General features: G+C 47.1%; 12 protein-coding genes. 5 read left to right on the top strand and 7 right to left on the bottom strand.

Annotation, left to right across the window (positions count from 1 at the left end; translation table 11 throughout):
• Positions 1 to 76 precede the first annotated feature (76 nt).
• Genes IM638_08460 through IM638_08480 form a run of 5 tightly spaced genes read right to left on the bottom strand, consistent with a single transcriptional unit; the run spans position 77 to position 5,997 of the window.
• Positions 77 to 1,219, bottom strand: coding sequence for a hypothetical protein (locus tag IM638_08460; GenBank protein MCA6363058.1), 1,143 nt, complete (start codon positions 1,217 to 1,219; stop codon positions 77 to 79).
• A complete protein-coding gene (locus IM638_08465) occupies positions 1,216 to 2,796 on the bottom strand; it encodes a DUF2029 domain-containing protein (protein ID MCA6363059.1) in 1,581 nt (526 codons plus the stop codon). Before IM638_08465 ends, IM638_08460 begins: the two co-directional genes overlap by 4 nt.
• Positions 2,793 to 3,737, bottom strand: coding sequence for an FkbM family methyltransferase (locus tag IM638_08470; protein ID MCA6363060.1), 945 nt, complete (start codon positions 3,735 to 3,737; stop codon positions 2,793 to 2,795). The genes IM638_08465 and IM638_08470 overlap by 4 nt, the downstream gene beginning before the upstream one ends.
• Positions 3,718 to 5,196 (bottom strand): O-antigen ligase family protein, encoded by a 1,479-nt coding sequence (locus tag IM638_08475; GenBank protein MCA6363061.1) that lies wholly within the window; start codon positions 5,194 to 5,196, stop codon positions 3,718 to 3,720. Before IM638_08475 ends, IM638_08470 begins: the two co-directional genes overlap by 20 nt.
• 3 nt (positions 5,197 to 5,199) lie before the next feature.
• Complete coding sequence (locus IM638_08480; protein ID MCA6363062.1) at positions 5,200 to 5,997, bottom strand: hypothetical protein; 798 nt, start codon at positions 5,995 to 5,997, stop codon at positions 5,200 to 5,202.
• A 296-nt stretch (positions 5,998 to 6,293) separates the two neighbouring features.
• On the opposite strand from IM638_08480, the gene IM638_08485 reads away from it, so the two are divergent.
• Positions 6,294 to 8,438, top strand: coding sequence for a T9SS type A sorting domain-containing protein (locus IM638_08485; protein MCA6363063.1), 2,145 nt, complete (start codon positions 6,294 to 6,296; stop codon positions 8,436 to 8,438).
• A gap of 128 nt (positions 8,439 to 8,566) precedes the next feature.
• A complete protein-coding gene (locus IM638_08490; GenBank protein MCA6363064.1) occupies positions 8,567 to 10,588 on the top strand; it encodes a hypothetical protein in 2,022 nt (673 codons plus the stop codon).
• Here the strand turns inward: IM638_08490 and IM638_08495 are convergent.
• Positions 10,573 to 11,979: an MBOAT family protein gene (locus tag IM638_08495; protein ID MCA6363065.1), complete on the bottom strand. Its 1,407-nt coding sequence runs from the start codon at positions 11,977 to 11,979 to the stop codon at positions 10,573 to 10,575. The genes IM638_08490 and IM638_08495 overlap by 16 nt on opposite strands.
• Position 11,980: 1 nt before the next feature.
• Positions 11,981 to 13,363: a hypothetical protein gene (locus IM638_08500; protein ID MCA6363066.1), complete on the bottom strand. Its 1,383-nt coding sequence runs from the start codon at positions 13,361 to 13,363 to the stop codon at positions 11,981 to 11,983.
• Between the two features lie 100 nt (positions 13,364 to 13,463).
• Between IM638_08500 and IM638_08505 the strand changes: the two genes are divergently transcribed.
• From IM638_08505 to IM638_08515, 3 genes are read left to right on the top strand one after another with little or no spacing between them, the layout of a single operon-like run.
• Positions 13,464 to 14,966, top strand: coding sequence for a B12-binding domain-containing radical SAM protein (locus IM638_08505; protein ID MCA6363067.1), 1,503 nt, complete (start codon positions 13,464 to 13,466; stop codon positions 14,964 to 14,966).
• Entirely contained in the window at positions 14,966 to 15,664 is a 699-nt protein-coding gene (locus tag IM638_08510) for a methyltransferase (GenBank protein ID MCA6363068.1), read from the top strand. The genes IM638_08505 and IM638_08510 overlap by 1 nt, the downstream gene beginning before the upstream one ends.
• Positions 15,657 to 16,580: a nucleotidyltransferase domain-containing protein gene (locus IM638_08515; GenBank protein ID MCA6363069.1), complete on the top strand. Its 924-nt coding sequence runs from the start codon at positions 15,657 to 15,659 to the stop codon at positions 16,578 to 16,580. Before IM638_08510 ends, IM638_08515 begins: the two co-directional genes overlap by 8 nt.
• The last annotated feature ends 16 nt before the right edge of the window (positions 16,581 to 16,596 follow it).

Genomic DNA, 16,596 nt, shown 5'->3' on the forward strand with positions numbered 1-16,596 from the left:
TAACTAATGATGTAATTAACTTTAGGGTGATATCAACATACTTAAAGTTACATAATTAGACCTTTCCAAAAAAATATTACTTCTCCCCCAAGTATTCCCTTACCGAAACCGGAACGTTAAGCTCTTTCACACCCGCCACACTATCCGCATAATACCGGTAATACAACTCACCGAGATGCGGAAACTCCTCATACACATGATCGGGCGCAGCACCCATTTTTTGCTGTGCAGCTGACGGCGATAATTGCCACTCGCTGCTCAACCGCATGAGCGATGGTTCCATGAAACTGATGTACAGCAATTCCATAAACGTGTGGTCTTGTGTTTTCGAATAGTCGAGATCGTCTTTCAGCGTGTTGCGGTATTTATCGAGATTGCGCTGAAACGCATTGCGCCAAGCCGTAAATTTATCATTGCTCAGCATTCCGTTTACAGCGGTATTGGGCACAAACAAACCTGCAATATGTATTTCATGGCACCAGAGGCATTTTGCAGGCTTACCGGCTTCGCCTAAATGTTTGGGCGAACCAGCTATTAAATTGCCTTTTGCATCATATACCGAAAACCGCAACTGCCCGTTGGGCATAATGTCGAATGCCTCGAAAACATTGGCGCTGAAAGTCCCCTTCTCCAAATCGCCCTCGCTTTCCACAGCCAGAAAAGCAAAATTGAGGACATCGCTGGTATCACCATTAAACTCCACCAGCCGGTGATGCGCGGCAACTGCTGAACGCGTTACGCCAAACTGCAATGGTTTTTCGAGTTGGTGTTTTTTAATAAACGCATTCAGCGTTTTTTCGGCTCCGGTTATGGCATAATAATTTTCAGAAACTCCAATCAGCAAGACTACAAACCTTGATAAATCAATGCTCCCGGCTTTTCGGTATTCTTCGCCTGTTTTTATTTTCGTGATAATGGAATCGAGCACAGTTAATGCCGGTGCCGAAAAACCAAGCTGCGAAAGATCAAGCACAAAGCCAAGCGAATCGTTAACCGGAATGGCTTTATCGAAACTTCCTTGAGGCAAATTTGCACCGAGAAATGAAAATGTCCAGCGCAAGCCTTCGCGTACCTGGGCCCAATGTTCATCAGGATAAGCCTTCATCCATTTCAAACGCAGGGTATGATCAGGCACTGATGCGTTGGATACAGGCTGCGCACAATGCACAGCAGCAGCAACCACACAAAGCAACATAAAAGCCAGATACCTGTTTTTCATTTCAGCTGATGAAACGGAAATTTACTGCGCGGCATTGCGTAAAGGTGATATAACCCTGCCCCGCGACCTGCATCGCTCATAAAAATAACAGAATCGTTGCGACAAACAATATTTTTAAACAATACATTACCCGGCCCTGCATACTCAGGTTTTGCTGGTAATTTCACCTCACAGTGTGCTGCGGCTGCAAGCGGGAGAGTAATCTTTTCTTTACCCGCTTTGTTGTAAACAGTAGCTCGAAGTGCATTGCCTTCAATCATATAATCAGTTACATAATGCTGAGAAATTGTGCGGCTGAAATAAGCAAACTGCGGACCACTGTGCGGTAAAAAGACTTTGACAATTTGCACAGCGGCAAAACTCAACAACAGCAATGCAGCTACCGCATTCATGCGCACACCGCGCTCAGGGCGGGCAGCAGTAAGGGCAAACAGCAGCACAAGCGCATAAAGTTTGAAATGCTGTAATGCAACCGGTGCGTGTTCAAACATACGGGGCGGAACCGCACAAATAATCAGCAACAAAAGCATTTGCATAACCGGTGCTGCTCCGCGGCGATGCAAGATGAAAAACGGCGGCAAAATGAGCAGCGAATAGGTAGAGAAATAGCCCGAACCGAGAAACAAAAACAACAGCAGCAATACAAACGCCCCGGTTTCGCCAGACTTCTGAATACCGCTTCTGAAAAGCGCAACAGCCAGCAATGGCAGTAAAACCGCCAGATTAATAAGCACAATTATTGCCGGCGAAATTGTAAAAACAGGATTCGGATTGAGCACAGCATCATACTGCCCCAGATGCCGCAACAACACGATAAGCCCGTGATAACTGGCCGAATACGGATCATTAATATATCCGTCTGCAATACGCGGAAGCAAATGCAAATAATACATTTCAAACACCTCCGTGCCATAAAGCCCAATCGCTATTCCGGTAATAGCTGCGTACACTGCCAGAAAAGACCAAAACACATTCCACTGCCTGCGCACCAGAAAGTAAAGAAGCGCCACTACGGGCGTAACTTTCAAAATCACAGCCAGTGCCAGCCATAAGCCGGTAAGTATAGCTCGTCCACGCAAATTCGCCAGCCAGGCCGCAATAAGCAACGATGCGATAAACAAGTAAGTTTGACCGAAAGCAATATTCTGATAAAGCGGATAAGCCATTGCTGCCAGCAACAGCATACTGCGCGGAAAGCTCAGTGCCGCATACTGCCGGAGCAGCCTGTAAAGCATAAACGCGAAACAGCAAACGCCCAGCACATTAAATATACCACGCGCCAGGAAAGGATCAGGCACATAGCTGAATGGTTTATAAAACAAGGGCGTTTGCGGTGGAACCGTAGTATGATTCAGAAACAAATCCTTCCCGCCGGCCATACTCACCGCTTCATTAAACCGATGCACATCATACACCAAACGGTAATCGCTTTTTTGCATGAGTGCCGCGCCGTAGTAGTAGTTACCAAAATCGGAAAGTGGTTTATGGTAACAGTAATATACTGCCGCCAGCCCGAGCAGCAGCACACAGAGCGGAAGCAGAACAGCGGTATTGTTTTCTTTCTTTTCCTGAATCATTGTGTGATGCGGCTGTACCAGTAATGAAAAACGGGCGGCGTGAAACGTTTGAGCACCCGCTTTACCCGCGCACGAAAAGGCTGCTTTGACATGATGCGGAACAATGTTTCTGTTTCTGCCGTTGAAAGTGGTGTATGCGTGTGCAGCATGTGTTCAGACAAACTGAAATAGCCCAGCGCTGCAAGCATGATGGCTGTAGATAACGGCTGTATTACGGATTCATCATTTGCAGGAATATACACGGCATCGCCACCTGTTCCAATACGCGGCGATTCGCTTACCCGTCCGGCAGTAATACGGTTCAGTGAATCGTGCACGTCTGTGTATATGCGCAAATCAACCAGCATATACCCGCAGTTTCGCATCCACAGGTCAATATCCGTAAAACAGGGTTGCCCCTCATACACCGGCACGAACATCACTTCGGTGAAAACAATGCCTACCTGCTTACGCTGCAGTAAACCGGCAGCACCGTGCAGAATGCGCAGTTCACTGCCCTGCGTATCGAGTTTAAGAAAGTCGATGTAACTGATATTGGCCGAAGCCGCAAAATTATCAAGTGTTTCGGCCTGTACTTCTGCTTCTGCCACCCGCTCCATACTTTTCACCCACTTCGCACTATCTTTCATCCGGCCGGTGTAGCGGCGCATATTCTCAGGGGCTGACCGAAGCAGCGAACTCATACTGGGATGAAGTGCCTGATGAAATTGGGCTTTGCCTGTTTTATCGGAAAGCGCAATATCAAAAACAGCTGAATTCCGGAACGGAGCCGAAGCATACTGCTTTCGCAGTGTATCCACCGATTGTGTATCGGGCTCAAACGCATACATATTCATATATGCATGCAGCTGCGGCATAAGCGTAAAGCCGTTTCGCGCCCCGGCATCCACCACGATCAGCGAACGGCCGTCCAGCAATGTATCAAGTTGCGACCACGCCATAATTCTTTTCAGGATTACGGGTTTGCTCATCCACGAACACAATCACAGCCATACTGAAAAATACGAGTGAGGCCATTTTATCATCTTCCATAAATCCATTGAAAATACCATGTACGAAATAGGTAAAAAACCCAAGCAATGCGGCCAGCAGTATTTTCCGGTGCCGCGAAACAATATTACGGCGAAGCACATTCAACCCTTTCATTACAACCCCCACAAACAACGCAATATGAAGCAGCAGCCCCACCCAGCCTGCCTCGGCAAAAAACGCCAGATAATCAGAATGCGCATGTCCTTTGGTGCCACTAAATGTACTGGTATATGTCATGTCTTCGCGCAACTGAAACAGACCGTAATAATACTTATATGTACGGGGGCCGTAGCCAAACACCGGCTTATCAAACCCCATACGTATGGCGCATTTCCAGCGGTTGATACGTTCTTTATTCGATGCGTCGGTTTCGAAATTGGTAATCGATTTCAAATGCTGCCCCACATCATCACCAGGCTTTCCGCTAACAGCTTCTCTTGTGGCAATTTTTTCATAAATCCAGTCGCTGGTCAGAACCGTAATGCCGCCAGCCAACAGAAGCAGCAACAGGAAAACAAACCCCGTAGTACGCAGTTTTACCAGCACCAGCAAGCCCAGCGAGGCCGCAAGACTAAGCCATGCCGCACGCGAGTATGATAAAAATTCAACAATGAGCAGTGCGATAAGCACACATACCCAGATGTATTTTCCCTGCCGCGTTTCGCCTTCTTCTCTTTTAGTAAGCGCCTGTAAAGCCACAAAGGGAATCACAAATGCAAGGCAGGCTCCAAATACGGTATGATCGTTGTAAAATGGCTTAGGCATGTGGTAGGCCGTGCGGGGTGAAAAACCCAACTGACCATGACTGATAAGCGTAACAATAATCGGGAATATCATTCCCAGCAGGTAAAGAATATAAAATTTCTCGGGCTTCTTTTCGCTGCGCATCCATTGCAGCGCAAGGAAGAAAAACACACCTGCATAACACGATCGTATAAATGTATATTTTAACGAAACCAGCTTCAACTCACTGGTTATGGTGCAGGCGGCAAGCCAGAGCAGTTCGAACATCAGCAGCCTGCTTACAGCATTATTCCACAAATCTTTCCGTAATCCGGCAAAACCGGCTGATGTAGCCACCAGCAGAATCATCAGCAGCCCGATCATAGGCTCAGTGGGCAACTGTATCTCGGTTTCCTCCATGAGTGCCACACCTACCGAAAGCGGCACCATAAAAAATAAGAGTTTGATTAACTGCTGACGATGCAACAGAAAAAAACCGAGTACAAAAGCTATAAATCCTAAAAAAAGCGAGGTATAAATCCACACATATCGCCCCGTAGCTATCGAATACATCGAAACTGCGCTCAGCAATATGCAGATTGCGAAAGCCCAGTATTCAAATCGAATGGCGCGAAGCTGTTTCAAGATCTAATCGCGTTTGCGGATTTTGAGAAGCACATAACGGCCATAGAGCATTGCCAGAATCATAAACAACGAACCAAAGAAGCCGATTGCAATATTAAATCCTTTAAGCGGATAGCTTGGTTCATAGATCGGATAGGCCGGATCAATATTGTAAAATCCGGGAATGGGGCGGGCAGATGTATTGCGTGCTGTTTCGTATTTTGTACGCATATCATTTAGCTGCGCATTCTCGTAAATAAAACGTTGAGTAAGTATTTCCTTTTGCGTACTTGATGAATTGCTGTTGCCGTTAATAACCAGATTCTCCAGCAGCGGATAATTACCGTGCTCGTCTTTACGCAAATCGCCAATCATACGGGCCAGGCTGTCAACCACCTGTTGTTTGGCCACGTATTCTTTCCTGAACGCTTCTTCAGCAAGACGTGTATTTACCCTGTACATTTCCTGACGCATTCGTCCGCTGCATTCTACAATATAATTTACAATTCTGGCCGAAAACTTCGGATCGTAGGTTTCGGCTTCAATTACAATTGACATAATGTTTGTGCGGTTGGCAAAAATGCGCTGCCGGTACTTATTCGTAAGTTTCTGCGGCCAGATATATTCCGAAGTATCAATTTTGAAATACGTCACCAGATCAAATTTCTTTACCACCGAATCTTTCAGTTTTTCGGAGTTGAGAATTTGCAGCATACGATCGGCCTCAGTATCATACCCAAGTTTAGGATCATCAACTGTTTTTTCAAGTGAAATATCGTAGGGTATAAAAAATGATGCTTTTGCCCGGTAACGTTCTTTCATAAACATTGTCGCCACAAAAGCCAGCACCGAACAACACAACACCGTTATTGCAATTAGCTTCCAATAACGAAAATACATGGCGAGAACGGACGAGTGAACTCGCTCTTCTTCAAATACATTCATAAGTAGGGTAATTATTTGTCAATGATAGCTATTTTTCAGCATTCATAGGAACTTTAGCCGCAGAGATCGTACTGGTTAGCGGGTATTTTTGCCTGATATTGATGGATTGTTCGGCAATAATCGTGGTTAAGCCGGGCAATTGCTCTAAATTTGAACCGCTAATCCATTACCCCATGACAAAATGTTTACCTGCCATCTTACTGGGCTTTTTTGCTCTTTTTTCCTTTACGTCTAAATGCCAGGCACAGGCACCTTCGGCACCTCACATTATTTATGGAGCCAGTCCGTTTCAGGATTCGCTCTGGGGAATTGATACCACTTCGTGGACGGTAGTTCATCGTGTTGCTCCTTCTATTCCTTCTTTTACCATCACAGGAATTACCGGAATGGCCTACGACCCGACCACCTATCAAACCTACGCCATCCTGAAACTCTCAGCAGTAAGCGGCCGCGTGCTGGCTACCATTAATCCGGTTACCGGGGTATGCAGTTTTATCGGAAACCTTGGCGATAATTTTTCATCCATCACCTTTCGTGCCGACGGGCAATTGCTGGGCGCCACCGGTGACGGTGCTACGGTACCGGAAGCATTGTATCTGATTGACAAAAACACGGCCTCCAAAACACTGCTGTATGCAATGGGTAATGGTGCCGACGGCGAAGTGATTCTTTACAACCGCGCTGATGATTTCATTTATCACTGGTCTGGAAACGGTACTGTGGTGTTTGAAAAAATGGCCGCTACAAATGTAGCCTACACACCCGTGAACATTCCGATTACCGGAACACCTGGAGGCGAAACATTCGGCACCATGTACGTTGCCCCCACCAAGTTTATTAACTCAAGCATCAACAGCACCTTTGCACGGGTAAGCACTTCGGGTGTTTACTCACCCTCCATTGCATCACTGCCTGATGATCTTCGCGGAATAGTAATGCCGCCGAGCTTTGTACAAAGCACTGATTCAATTTGTGAGCGTGTGGATACGATGTTTGTGGGCATGGGTAATCTTCAGCTTTTCGATTTAGCAACCTTTCACTGGGGCGATGCCACACAAACAACCGAAGCGGCTACAGCCTCAGGCTCATGGCACATTTACAACACACCCGGCTCGTACACAGTGCATGTAGTACTGGATAATGGTGTAGCTGCCGACACAGCATTTCAGTTTACTGTTGTGGTGAAAAATGCACCGGTGGTTTCTCTTTCAGGCAATGCTGCGGTTTGTCCAAACAGTACCACCACACTCACCGGCTCATCGGGCGGGAGCAGCCAGTGGTATTATAACGGAGTGGCGCTTTCATCGGCTACAACCAACAGTATTACTGTAGCCGCACCGGGCGTGTACAACATGATCAAAACCGACCTCAACGGCTGTGCCGACTCCGCTTCTGTGGGAATTGCCGTAATTAATGTAACCAACCCAACAGTAAACATCGGCAACGATACTGCTTTCTGCGACAGCGGTACACTTGATGCAGGAAACGCAGGCGCAGCATTTGCATGGAGCACCGGTGATACCACGCAAACAGCACTCATAACTGCAAGCGCAAGCATATCGGTGCTGGTTACAGACAGCAATGGCTGTGCGGGATCGGACACGGTAAACATTACGGTTAATGCGCTGCCCAATTTCAGTATCAGTGCAAACACCACAGCCTGCGATACCTTTACGATTGCCACCAACGCCACATCAGGCAATTTTCTGTGGAGCGATAATTCAACCGGCAATACATTGCTTGTGGATACCACCGGCCTCTACTACCTTACCATCACAGATAACAACGGCTGCTCGAATACCGACAGTACATTTATCACCATCAACAACAGCCCGGTGGTAACACTTACTACCATCAGTGCCTCAAGCACAGATACTGTTTGCCAAAGTGATTCTAATGTAATTCTTGTGGGTACTCCGTCTGGCGGAATATACAGCGGAACATCAGTTATTGGAAACCAGTTTGATCCGTCATTTGGTCCAGGAACCTATACATTAACCTATTCCTATACCGACAGCGCCGGCTGTTCTGGAACGTCTTCCGTTACTATTATAGTCGAAATATGTTCAGGCATTGGTTTTACCGAAAACAACACCGCTTCGTTTGTAATTATGCCAAATCCAAGTCAGGGCATTTTCACCGTACAACTCAGTCAAACCAATACCACAATTGAAGTAACCGATGTGCTTGGCAATCTCGTGTACAGCACGCGTGAAACCAATCAGGGCCTTGTACCAATCAATCTCGAAAACCAGCCGGCTGGCATGTACTTTGTACGCATAGGCAATTCCGTTCAGAAAGTGTTGATTGAAAAATAAAACACAAATCCATACCTGCACGACCCGGCCGAAAATCTGCCGGGTCGTTTTTTTGCAGGTATAGTAGCACTGCACGGCCATTTAACGGGAAACTATCTGCGGAAAAAATTTTCCATTACATTTGAAACATGTCGCTACCTGTTCCTGCGTTTACCATAGCGCGCATACTCACATCGGTACTGTTGTTTTTCACCATCTGGTGCGCGAAACTCAATTATACCTTCAGCGATTCGCAGCTTACGTTACTTACTTCCCAGTCGATTGCGCAGCACGGCAGTATCAATTTATACCGCTATAAAGTTTCTTCCACACCTGAGCAGTTTGCAAACGGGACTTGGAAATATACCAACCGCCAGCGCAACGAAACCATTTATTATTCTTATCCGCTGGGCAGCGCATTTATCAGTGTGCCTGTGGTGGCGGCAGCCAATGTATTCGGGCTCGACATGAGCATTGCGGCGCATGATGCGTGGCTGCAAACGTGGCTGGCCGCGATTACGGCAGTATTCATTTTTCTGCTTACTCACCGGCTGCTTGCGTTGCTTACTGGTGAAATGATTGCTTTTACAGTAGCCGTATTCTTTGCCTTCGGCACTGCGTATATGAGCAGTGTGGGTACGGCACTGTGGAGTTTCAACTACGAAATTATTGCCGTACTGCTGTTGGTACACATCATTGTAAAAGCCGAACTGAATGGCCTTGAAAAAGTGCGGCCAGCCCTACTGGCTACACTCGTATTTATGGCCTGGATCTGCCGGCCTTCGGCAATCGGACTGGCGGCATTAGTTACAGCATGGGTATTCTGGCGCAGCCGCAAAAACATATTTGTATATGCCGGTGTGCTGCTGGCCTGGTTCCTGCTTTTTGTCCTTATTTCTGAGCGCACGTTCGAATTGTTTGTACCTCCTTACTATAATCCGTTTTTCTGGACAAGCTATTCGTTTGCAAATTCCTCCATCACCACACGACTGTTGGCAATGCTTTTCAGTCCGGCGCGGGGATTGTTTGTATTTACGCCGGTTCTGCTCTTTGCCTTTGGCGGACTATTCAATGCATCGTTGCGAAAAAACCGTTTCTATCTGGCGGCCGCAGGCTGGCTACTGCTTCAGGTTGTACTGGCGGCCACACAGCGGAACTGGTGGGGCGGCTGGTGTTTTGGGCCCCGCCTGCTTACCGATGCCTTGCCACCACTGGCTGTAATGCTGGCATTAACCATACACGAATGGCAACTACAGGGTAAACTCAGGCGCTTTATTCCCGGTCTGGCCGTGTTTGGATTTTTTAGCGTATTTATTCATACCGCACAGGGCATGTATAACCCGCAAACACTGCTCTGGAACAATTCGCCAAATATTGATGATATGCCCGGTTACTATATCTGGAACTGGAAACACAGCCAGCTTTTTGCCAGCGAAACCGGCAATAAAATAAAGCAACGTGAAATTGAACTCGGCGGGGAACTGGATCCGTATCTGAAACTTATCAAACCCGGCAGCCACGTGCTTTTCGGTGAGCCTGACAATATCACGCGAAATATTTTCGAGCGGTGGAATTATTCATCCGATACAAAATTCCACAATAATCTGTACAGCATTGAAAGTGCCGGAATTGATACATTCTGGATTACACCGAAAAACTACGAGCAAATACGCAGTATGGATTATTACAGCATCTTGCAGCCACAAAACCAGCCCACGCTTGGAAAATGGCTTCAGGCGCATACCACGGAAACCATTCTGCTCAGCATTCGCGACGAAGGCATGAACAGCCTTTCAGAAGAAACAAAAGCATACCTGAAAAGCATCGGCGCATCGCCCGACAGTTTGAAGTTCAGACAGGGCTACACGCTTATCATCAGACAGGGGAAATTAGCTGCCGAAAAATTCGAGCAAAACGACTCTGCTGCTGTCAACCTTCAAACCGGCGCATACCATGTAGCTCTGCGTTCGTGCGGCAACAACAGCGGAAACTGGTCGGTGATTAAAGTAAACGGCACCGAACACTCGCTCAATGCCCGCGGATTTAATGCGGTGGTTGTGGATGAAAAAGGTAAAGTCATTCAGTCAACCCGTTTCGATACGCATGCCTATGATGCGCAGGAGCAAAAAGTATTTGCAGTTACACGAAACGTGAATCAGAAACGGAAATAAACAAACGTATTGTAATTTACCGAAGCACTGTAACTCAGCGAAAGCACAAACAAAACCGCGCTGATCAGTGCAAGTGAAATATGTCCGGCCGAAGAGGGATAACCTGTAAACACCGTATCCTGCACACGTTTTGTAAACGGCGTGCAGGCAAAAAACGAAAAGCAAACTGCAGCTGCAAAAGGCAGCCAGAATTCGGTGCGGGGCCAGTGTGAAAGAGTGGCCGAATTAAACCCGAACAAGGCCTGCTGAAACTGAAGCATTTTATCCAAGTCCTGAATAAAGAATAACGACATGGAATAAGACACGGCTGCAATTGTAAACACAACTCCCAAAACACGCGGCATCCGAAATTTCACCACACGCTCACCAATAATCAGCAAGCCGTGAAATACGCCCCAGAGCAGGAAATTCCAGTGCGCACCATGCCACAATCCGCTTACCAGAAACACAATTCCCAGATTCCGGTAGGTAATCCATTTTCCTCCACGGCTTCCGCCCAGCGGGATATAGAGGTAATTACGCATCCAGGCCGTGAGCGTCATGTGCCAGCGTTTCCAAAACTCCGTAATATTTGGCGAAAGCAGCGGGTTATTGAAGTTTTCAGGTAACCTGAATCCGAAAATCCGCCCCAGCCCCAGCGCAATATCCGTATAACCCGAAAAATCAAAATACATTCTGAAAAAGCAGGCCAGCAGCGCCAGCCAGGCACTTCCCGCACCAAGCGTATGAAAATCAATCCCGGTAAGTGTGTAGTCGGTATAATACAACGCCAGCTGATCAGCAATAAGCACTTTTTTCCCCAGACCAATGCAAAGCCTGTAAAATCCGCCAAGTCTGTTTTCGAGTGTTTCCTGCGCACTTCTTTCCTGAAGCTGCGAAGCTATTTCGCCGTATCGGATAATAGGCCCGGCAAGTAGTTTGGGGAAAAGCAGAATGTAAAGCAGATAATCACCGAAACGGTTCAGCGGCTGTTGTTCGCGCCGGTAAACATCAAGCAGATAGGTAATTGTTTCGAACGTATAAAACGAAATTCCGAGTGGTAATGCAACAAGCAGCAACGCTTCATCCTGTGCAGTAACTGTGCCGCCAAAAAGCGATACAAAAAACAGCCGGTATTTAAACCAGCCCAGCAGCGAAAGATTCATGCACAGGGAAACAGCCAGCACAACTTTTCGCCGCACGCCTTCCTGCCGTGCCATGATGCGTACCAGCACAAAATCGAAAAATGTAGTGGCTACCAGTACAAAAACAAAAACCGGCTCACACCAGGCATAAAAAAACAAACTGGCAGCAAGCAAAAGCGCATTTTTAAACTTGCGGTCAGCAATGCCGTATAGCAGCAGAAACAGCGGCAGAAAGACGGTAAGAAAAAGCGCCTTGTGAAAATCCATGCTACTTCTTTTTCTTTTGTTCGTCAATCATAAACCGCGCATCAAGATAAAGCATTGAATCGGCTGCAATACCTTTCTGCTTTGCTTTCTCCGCTACTGTAGCATACCAGTCGGGGTTGCCTCTGATGGCCATCATCATCTTCGCCACATCGGGCGGAATAGTTTTTGCAAAAGCAGGCGAAAGTCCTTTCGGTTTTTCTTTTTCAGCAATTTGCGGAAGCGCGGGTGCGGCCTGCAGCTGTGCATACACCTGCTCAATAAATCCCCAGCCGAATTCATCAAGGTTGGCATCCGTACAATAAATCACCACCACGTCATGTGCCAGCGCCTGCCTGAGTGCATCTGCCTCAATCACCTTTCGCTGTGCACCACCAAACGGATGCCAGTCGCGGTTGTAATAAAAGAAATCAGTCTGGCTGTACACCGTACCATTGAAACGGCCCGGATCATGTGTCCAGAAATAACTGTCGCCAATAGCAAGCAGCGAAGGCTTTTCGGTGCTTTTTGCCTCCTCAAAATGATATACCGGATAAGCCATTGGAAAACCTTCTGGCTCGAAAAGCAGATTCATCCCGCGCCCCACATCGCTGTCCACGAGATTTACCGAATCGCCAAACACGATCCGGTCAACCACCAAAGGCGCCAGCACTGTACCACGCAAATGCCCGAGACGGCGGCTCACGCTGTCGGCTACAAACGTGGCGGCATAGGTGCTCCAGTGTATGCCACATTTCGGAAACAGCGGATACCGCGAAGTCTGCCGCCATTGCTCAAACCAGTTTCTCCCGTCGATAAACTCAATGCCCCGCTTACGGAATTGCGCAACGTAGGTGTCGTAATTACGTATCGTTTTACGCTTGCGCAATTCAGGCTCTTCACGTATAAAAGAATTGAAAAACGACGCTTTGCCCGGCGCCATCACAATCAGCAGCGTGGTACCCCGTGCCGCCAGCTTTTGCTGTACTTCCAGCAGCATTCCGGCCTGACGTTTAATTTTTTCTTCACCCACAAAATCTTTTCCCGTCCACGCATCAATGTAGGTCTGGTCAAACAGATAACCTTCCTTCCCCACAATCACCGCATTGGTATAGGAATGATTCCACCACGAATAACCAATCTGATTGTGCAGCCGCAACAACGTATTTCTGTATCCGAAATTTTGATTGAGCCATTCGCCCTTTTGTTGCTGAAACGAGCCTGCAAACCACCCGGTATCCGTAAACTCCGGATTTTCGGCTACACGCGGCGAGTACCCGTCAAGCTCACGCTCCTCACTCAGATGCAGCCAGCGCTGCAGGCCGGGCAAACTAAGCAGCAGAAAAAGTAAGATTGCTAAAAGTCTCAGCAATCGTTTAGGCGGCGCTTGGGCATTTTCAGATTTCATGTTCAGATAACAGGGGTGGCGGTAAAGTAATTAGCGAATTTGCAGAAAGTAACGGATATTTGAGAGCCTGTTTGCATTTTATGCAGGCAAAAACCAAGCTATTTTTGTGAACGTATTACTTTTCAACCCGCTTGCAACGCCCACCAAACCTCGCATTCCGAACAGTGTACTGCAGGTTGCCTCGTCAATTGACCACAGCCACCAGTGGCAGATTGTGGACGGCAACATTGATCAGGATCCCTGGCCGGTAATCCGCAAACACCTGCAAACAGGGAAATTCAGCTATTTTGCCTCTACCGTAATGCCCGGCCCGCAACTCCGGCAGGCCATTCCCATATCAAAAGCCATCCGAAACGAATTCCCCGGTATTACCATAATCTGGGGCGGATACTTCCCGTCAAACCATCCGAAACCGGTGCTTGAAAGCGGCTTTGTAGATTATATTGTAAATGGCCCCGGCGACAGGGCTTTTCCTCAACTCCTCAATTATCTTGAACACGGCGGCGATCTTGATGCAATTCCCAATCTGATATACCGCCGCAACGAAAAAATAACGCATACCCGGAAAGACGAAATCTACGATCAGGATACGCTGCCGCCATTTCCGTATGAAAAACTAAACGCACAATACCCGATGAGCCGGTATCTGGCCAAAACGTATCTCGGCTCAAAAACCATTGCCTATCACAGCAGCTTTGGTTGTCCGTTTACCTGCTCGTTTTGCGCAGTTGTACCTATCTATAACGCACGATGGAAAGGTAAATCAGCCGAATTGATATACAAGGATATTAGTTTTTTGCGCGAAAAATTTGGTGGCAATGCGGTGGAATTTCACGACAATAATTTCTTCGTTTCGGAAAAACGCACTGCCGAATTTGCCAAGCTCGTTATGAACGACAATATCGTATGGTGGGGCGAGGGGCGAATTGATACCATTGACCGCTACAAGGATGAAACGCTTGAACTGATGAGGAAGTCAGGGTGCAAAATGATTTTCTTCGGCGCCGAAACAGGCAATGATTCCATGCTGAAGAAAATGGACAAAGGCGGCACACAAACACGCGAGCAGATTTTGCGCTTTGCCAAACGCCTGCGCAAATTCGATATCATTCCCGAATACTCATTCGTACTCGGCTTTCCGGCCGATACGGAAGAAGAAGTAAACCAACTCATCGAGCAGGACATTGCCTTCATCCGCGAAATAAAAGAAGCCAATCCCGATACGGAAGTAATTATTTACGTCTATTCGCCGGTGCCTACCGAAGACAGCGAACTGTTTAAAAAAGTATCAGCCACCGGTTTCCGTTTTCCGGAAAAACTGGAAGACTGGATTAATGCAGAATGGGAGAATTTCGATTTGCGCAAAAATCCGCTCACACCATGGCTGAAGCCCTACATGATTGATAAAATACGTCATTTTGAAACGGTGCTGAACGGCTATTACCCTACCGTTTCTGATGTACGCCTGAACAACTGGCAGCGCAAAACAATACGTACACTTAGTGCGCTGCGCTATAAGCTCAAGGTATATCGCCATCCCTACGAAATAAAAGTGCTTCAGAAAATGTGGAAATACCGTCAACCTGAAACCGAAGGATTTTGATGGATGCGTTTCAACGATTGTTTGCCAGTTACGTTACCAAACCGCTGCTCAGGCGCCGGCTTCGATATACTTCGCACTATACATTCGGAAATCTGAATCTCGAAATTGCCCCGGGGGTGTTTCATCCGCGCTACTTTTTTAGTTCCGAATACCTTGCCGAATTTACACAGCGACTTGATCTGACAGGGAAAACAGTAGCCGAGCCCTGCACCGGCAGCGGACTCATCGGGCTGATTGCACGGGAAAAAGGTGCTCATGTGAGCTGTTCGGATATTGATGAACGGGCAGTAAATTGTGCCGCAAAAAATCACACACTCAATACTAAACATTTTCCCGAAACCGGCTCCTGGCGGGTTTTTCATTCTGATCTGTTCGAAAAATATCCGCCGCAGCTGCGTTTTGATGTAATTCTTGTAAATCCCCCCTATTTTTTTAAACCACAGGAAAAACCCGAACAACTTGCCTGGAATTGTGGAAGTGAGGGCGAGTTTTTTGAAAAATTGTTTCTGCAGCTCCCCGCCCGCCTGCGTAAGAACTCACAAGTATTCATCATTCTGGCCGAAAACTGCGAAATTGATCGAATAATTAAAATTGCTGGGAAATACGGCTTTAGCCTGAATCGGGTAGAAGAACGCAAAATCAAATGGGAAAAAAACTATATTTTCGTAGCTGAGCATAGAACCAAAACCCATGAATGAGTTGCAGAAATCCATTCTGCGTACACTCGCGTATTACGATGTTTTCCGGTTTCCGCTGAAAGATTACGAACTGCTTACGTTCGGCACTTTCACCGGAACCAAAGACGATTTACAGCGCGAATTGAATGCATTGCTTATTACCGGCATTGTACGTGAAATGCGTGGCTATTATTTTCTTGCCGATACCTGCACTTCACATGTGGAAGCCCGCGAAGTAAATCAGATCCGGGCCGATGCCGCACTAAAAAAGGTAAAACGTTTCAGCACACTCATTTCCCGCTTCCCGTTTATTGAAGCCGTTTGTATTTCAGGTTCATTCTCCAAAGGCGTACTCGACCGCTACGGCGATGTGGATTATTTCCTCATTGCAAAACCCGGGCGGCTCTGGATTGCACGCACATTACTTATCCTTTTCAAAAAAATATTCCTTTTCAATTCGCGCAGGTATTTTTGCATCAATTATCTGATCGACAGCAACTCGCTCGAAATTCCGGATAAAAATATTTTCACCGCCACCGAAATCCTCACGCTTATACCCATGTCGGGCGGAAAAATGTACGCTGCATTTATCCGGCAGAATACCTGGGCCAAAAGCTATTTACCCAACCGGCTTTTACATACTGCAAATACTATTCCGGCCACCGCCCCCAAAGGAATACTGTCGCGCCTGATTCAGTTTCTGCTTAAAGGAAAGGTTGGTGACTCGATTGACGAATTCTGTTTTCGCATTACCTACAACCGTTGGAAGAAAAAGTTCCCGCACCTGAAAGAAGAAGAGTTTGAGCTTAATCTGCGTTCGCGCCGCAATGTATCCAAACATCACCCGCGCGGCTTCCAGTACAGGGTACTAAGCACCTACCGGCAAAAACTTAACCACCTGATGGTAGAGGATGAACCCAAACTGGTTGTGGCCTGAAAGCCTAAATCTGAGT

This window comes from Bacteroidota bacterium (genome assembly GCA_020402865.1).
Taxonomy (GTDB): domain Bacteria; phylum Bacteroidota; class Bacteroidia; order Palsa-965; family Palsa-965.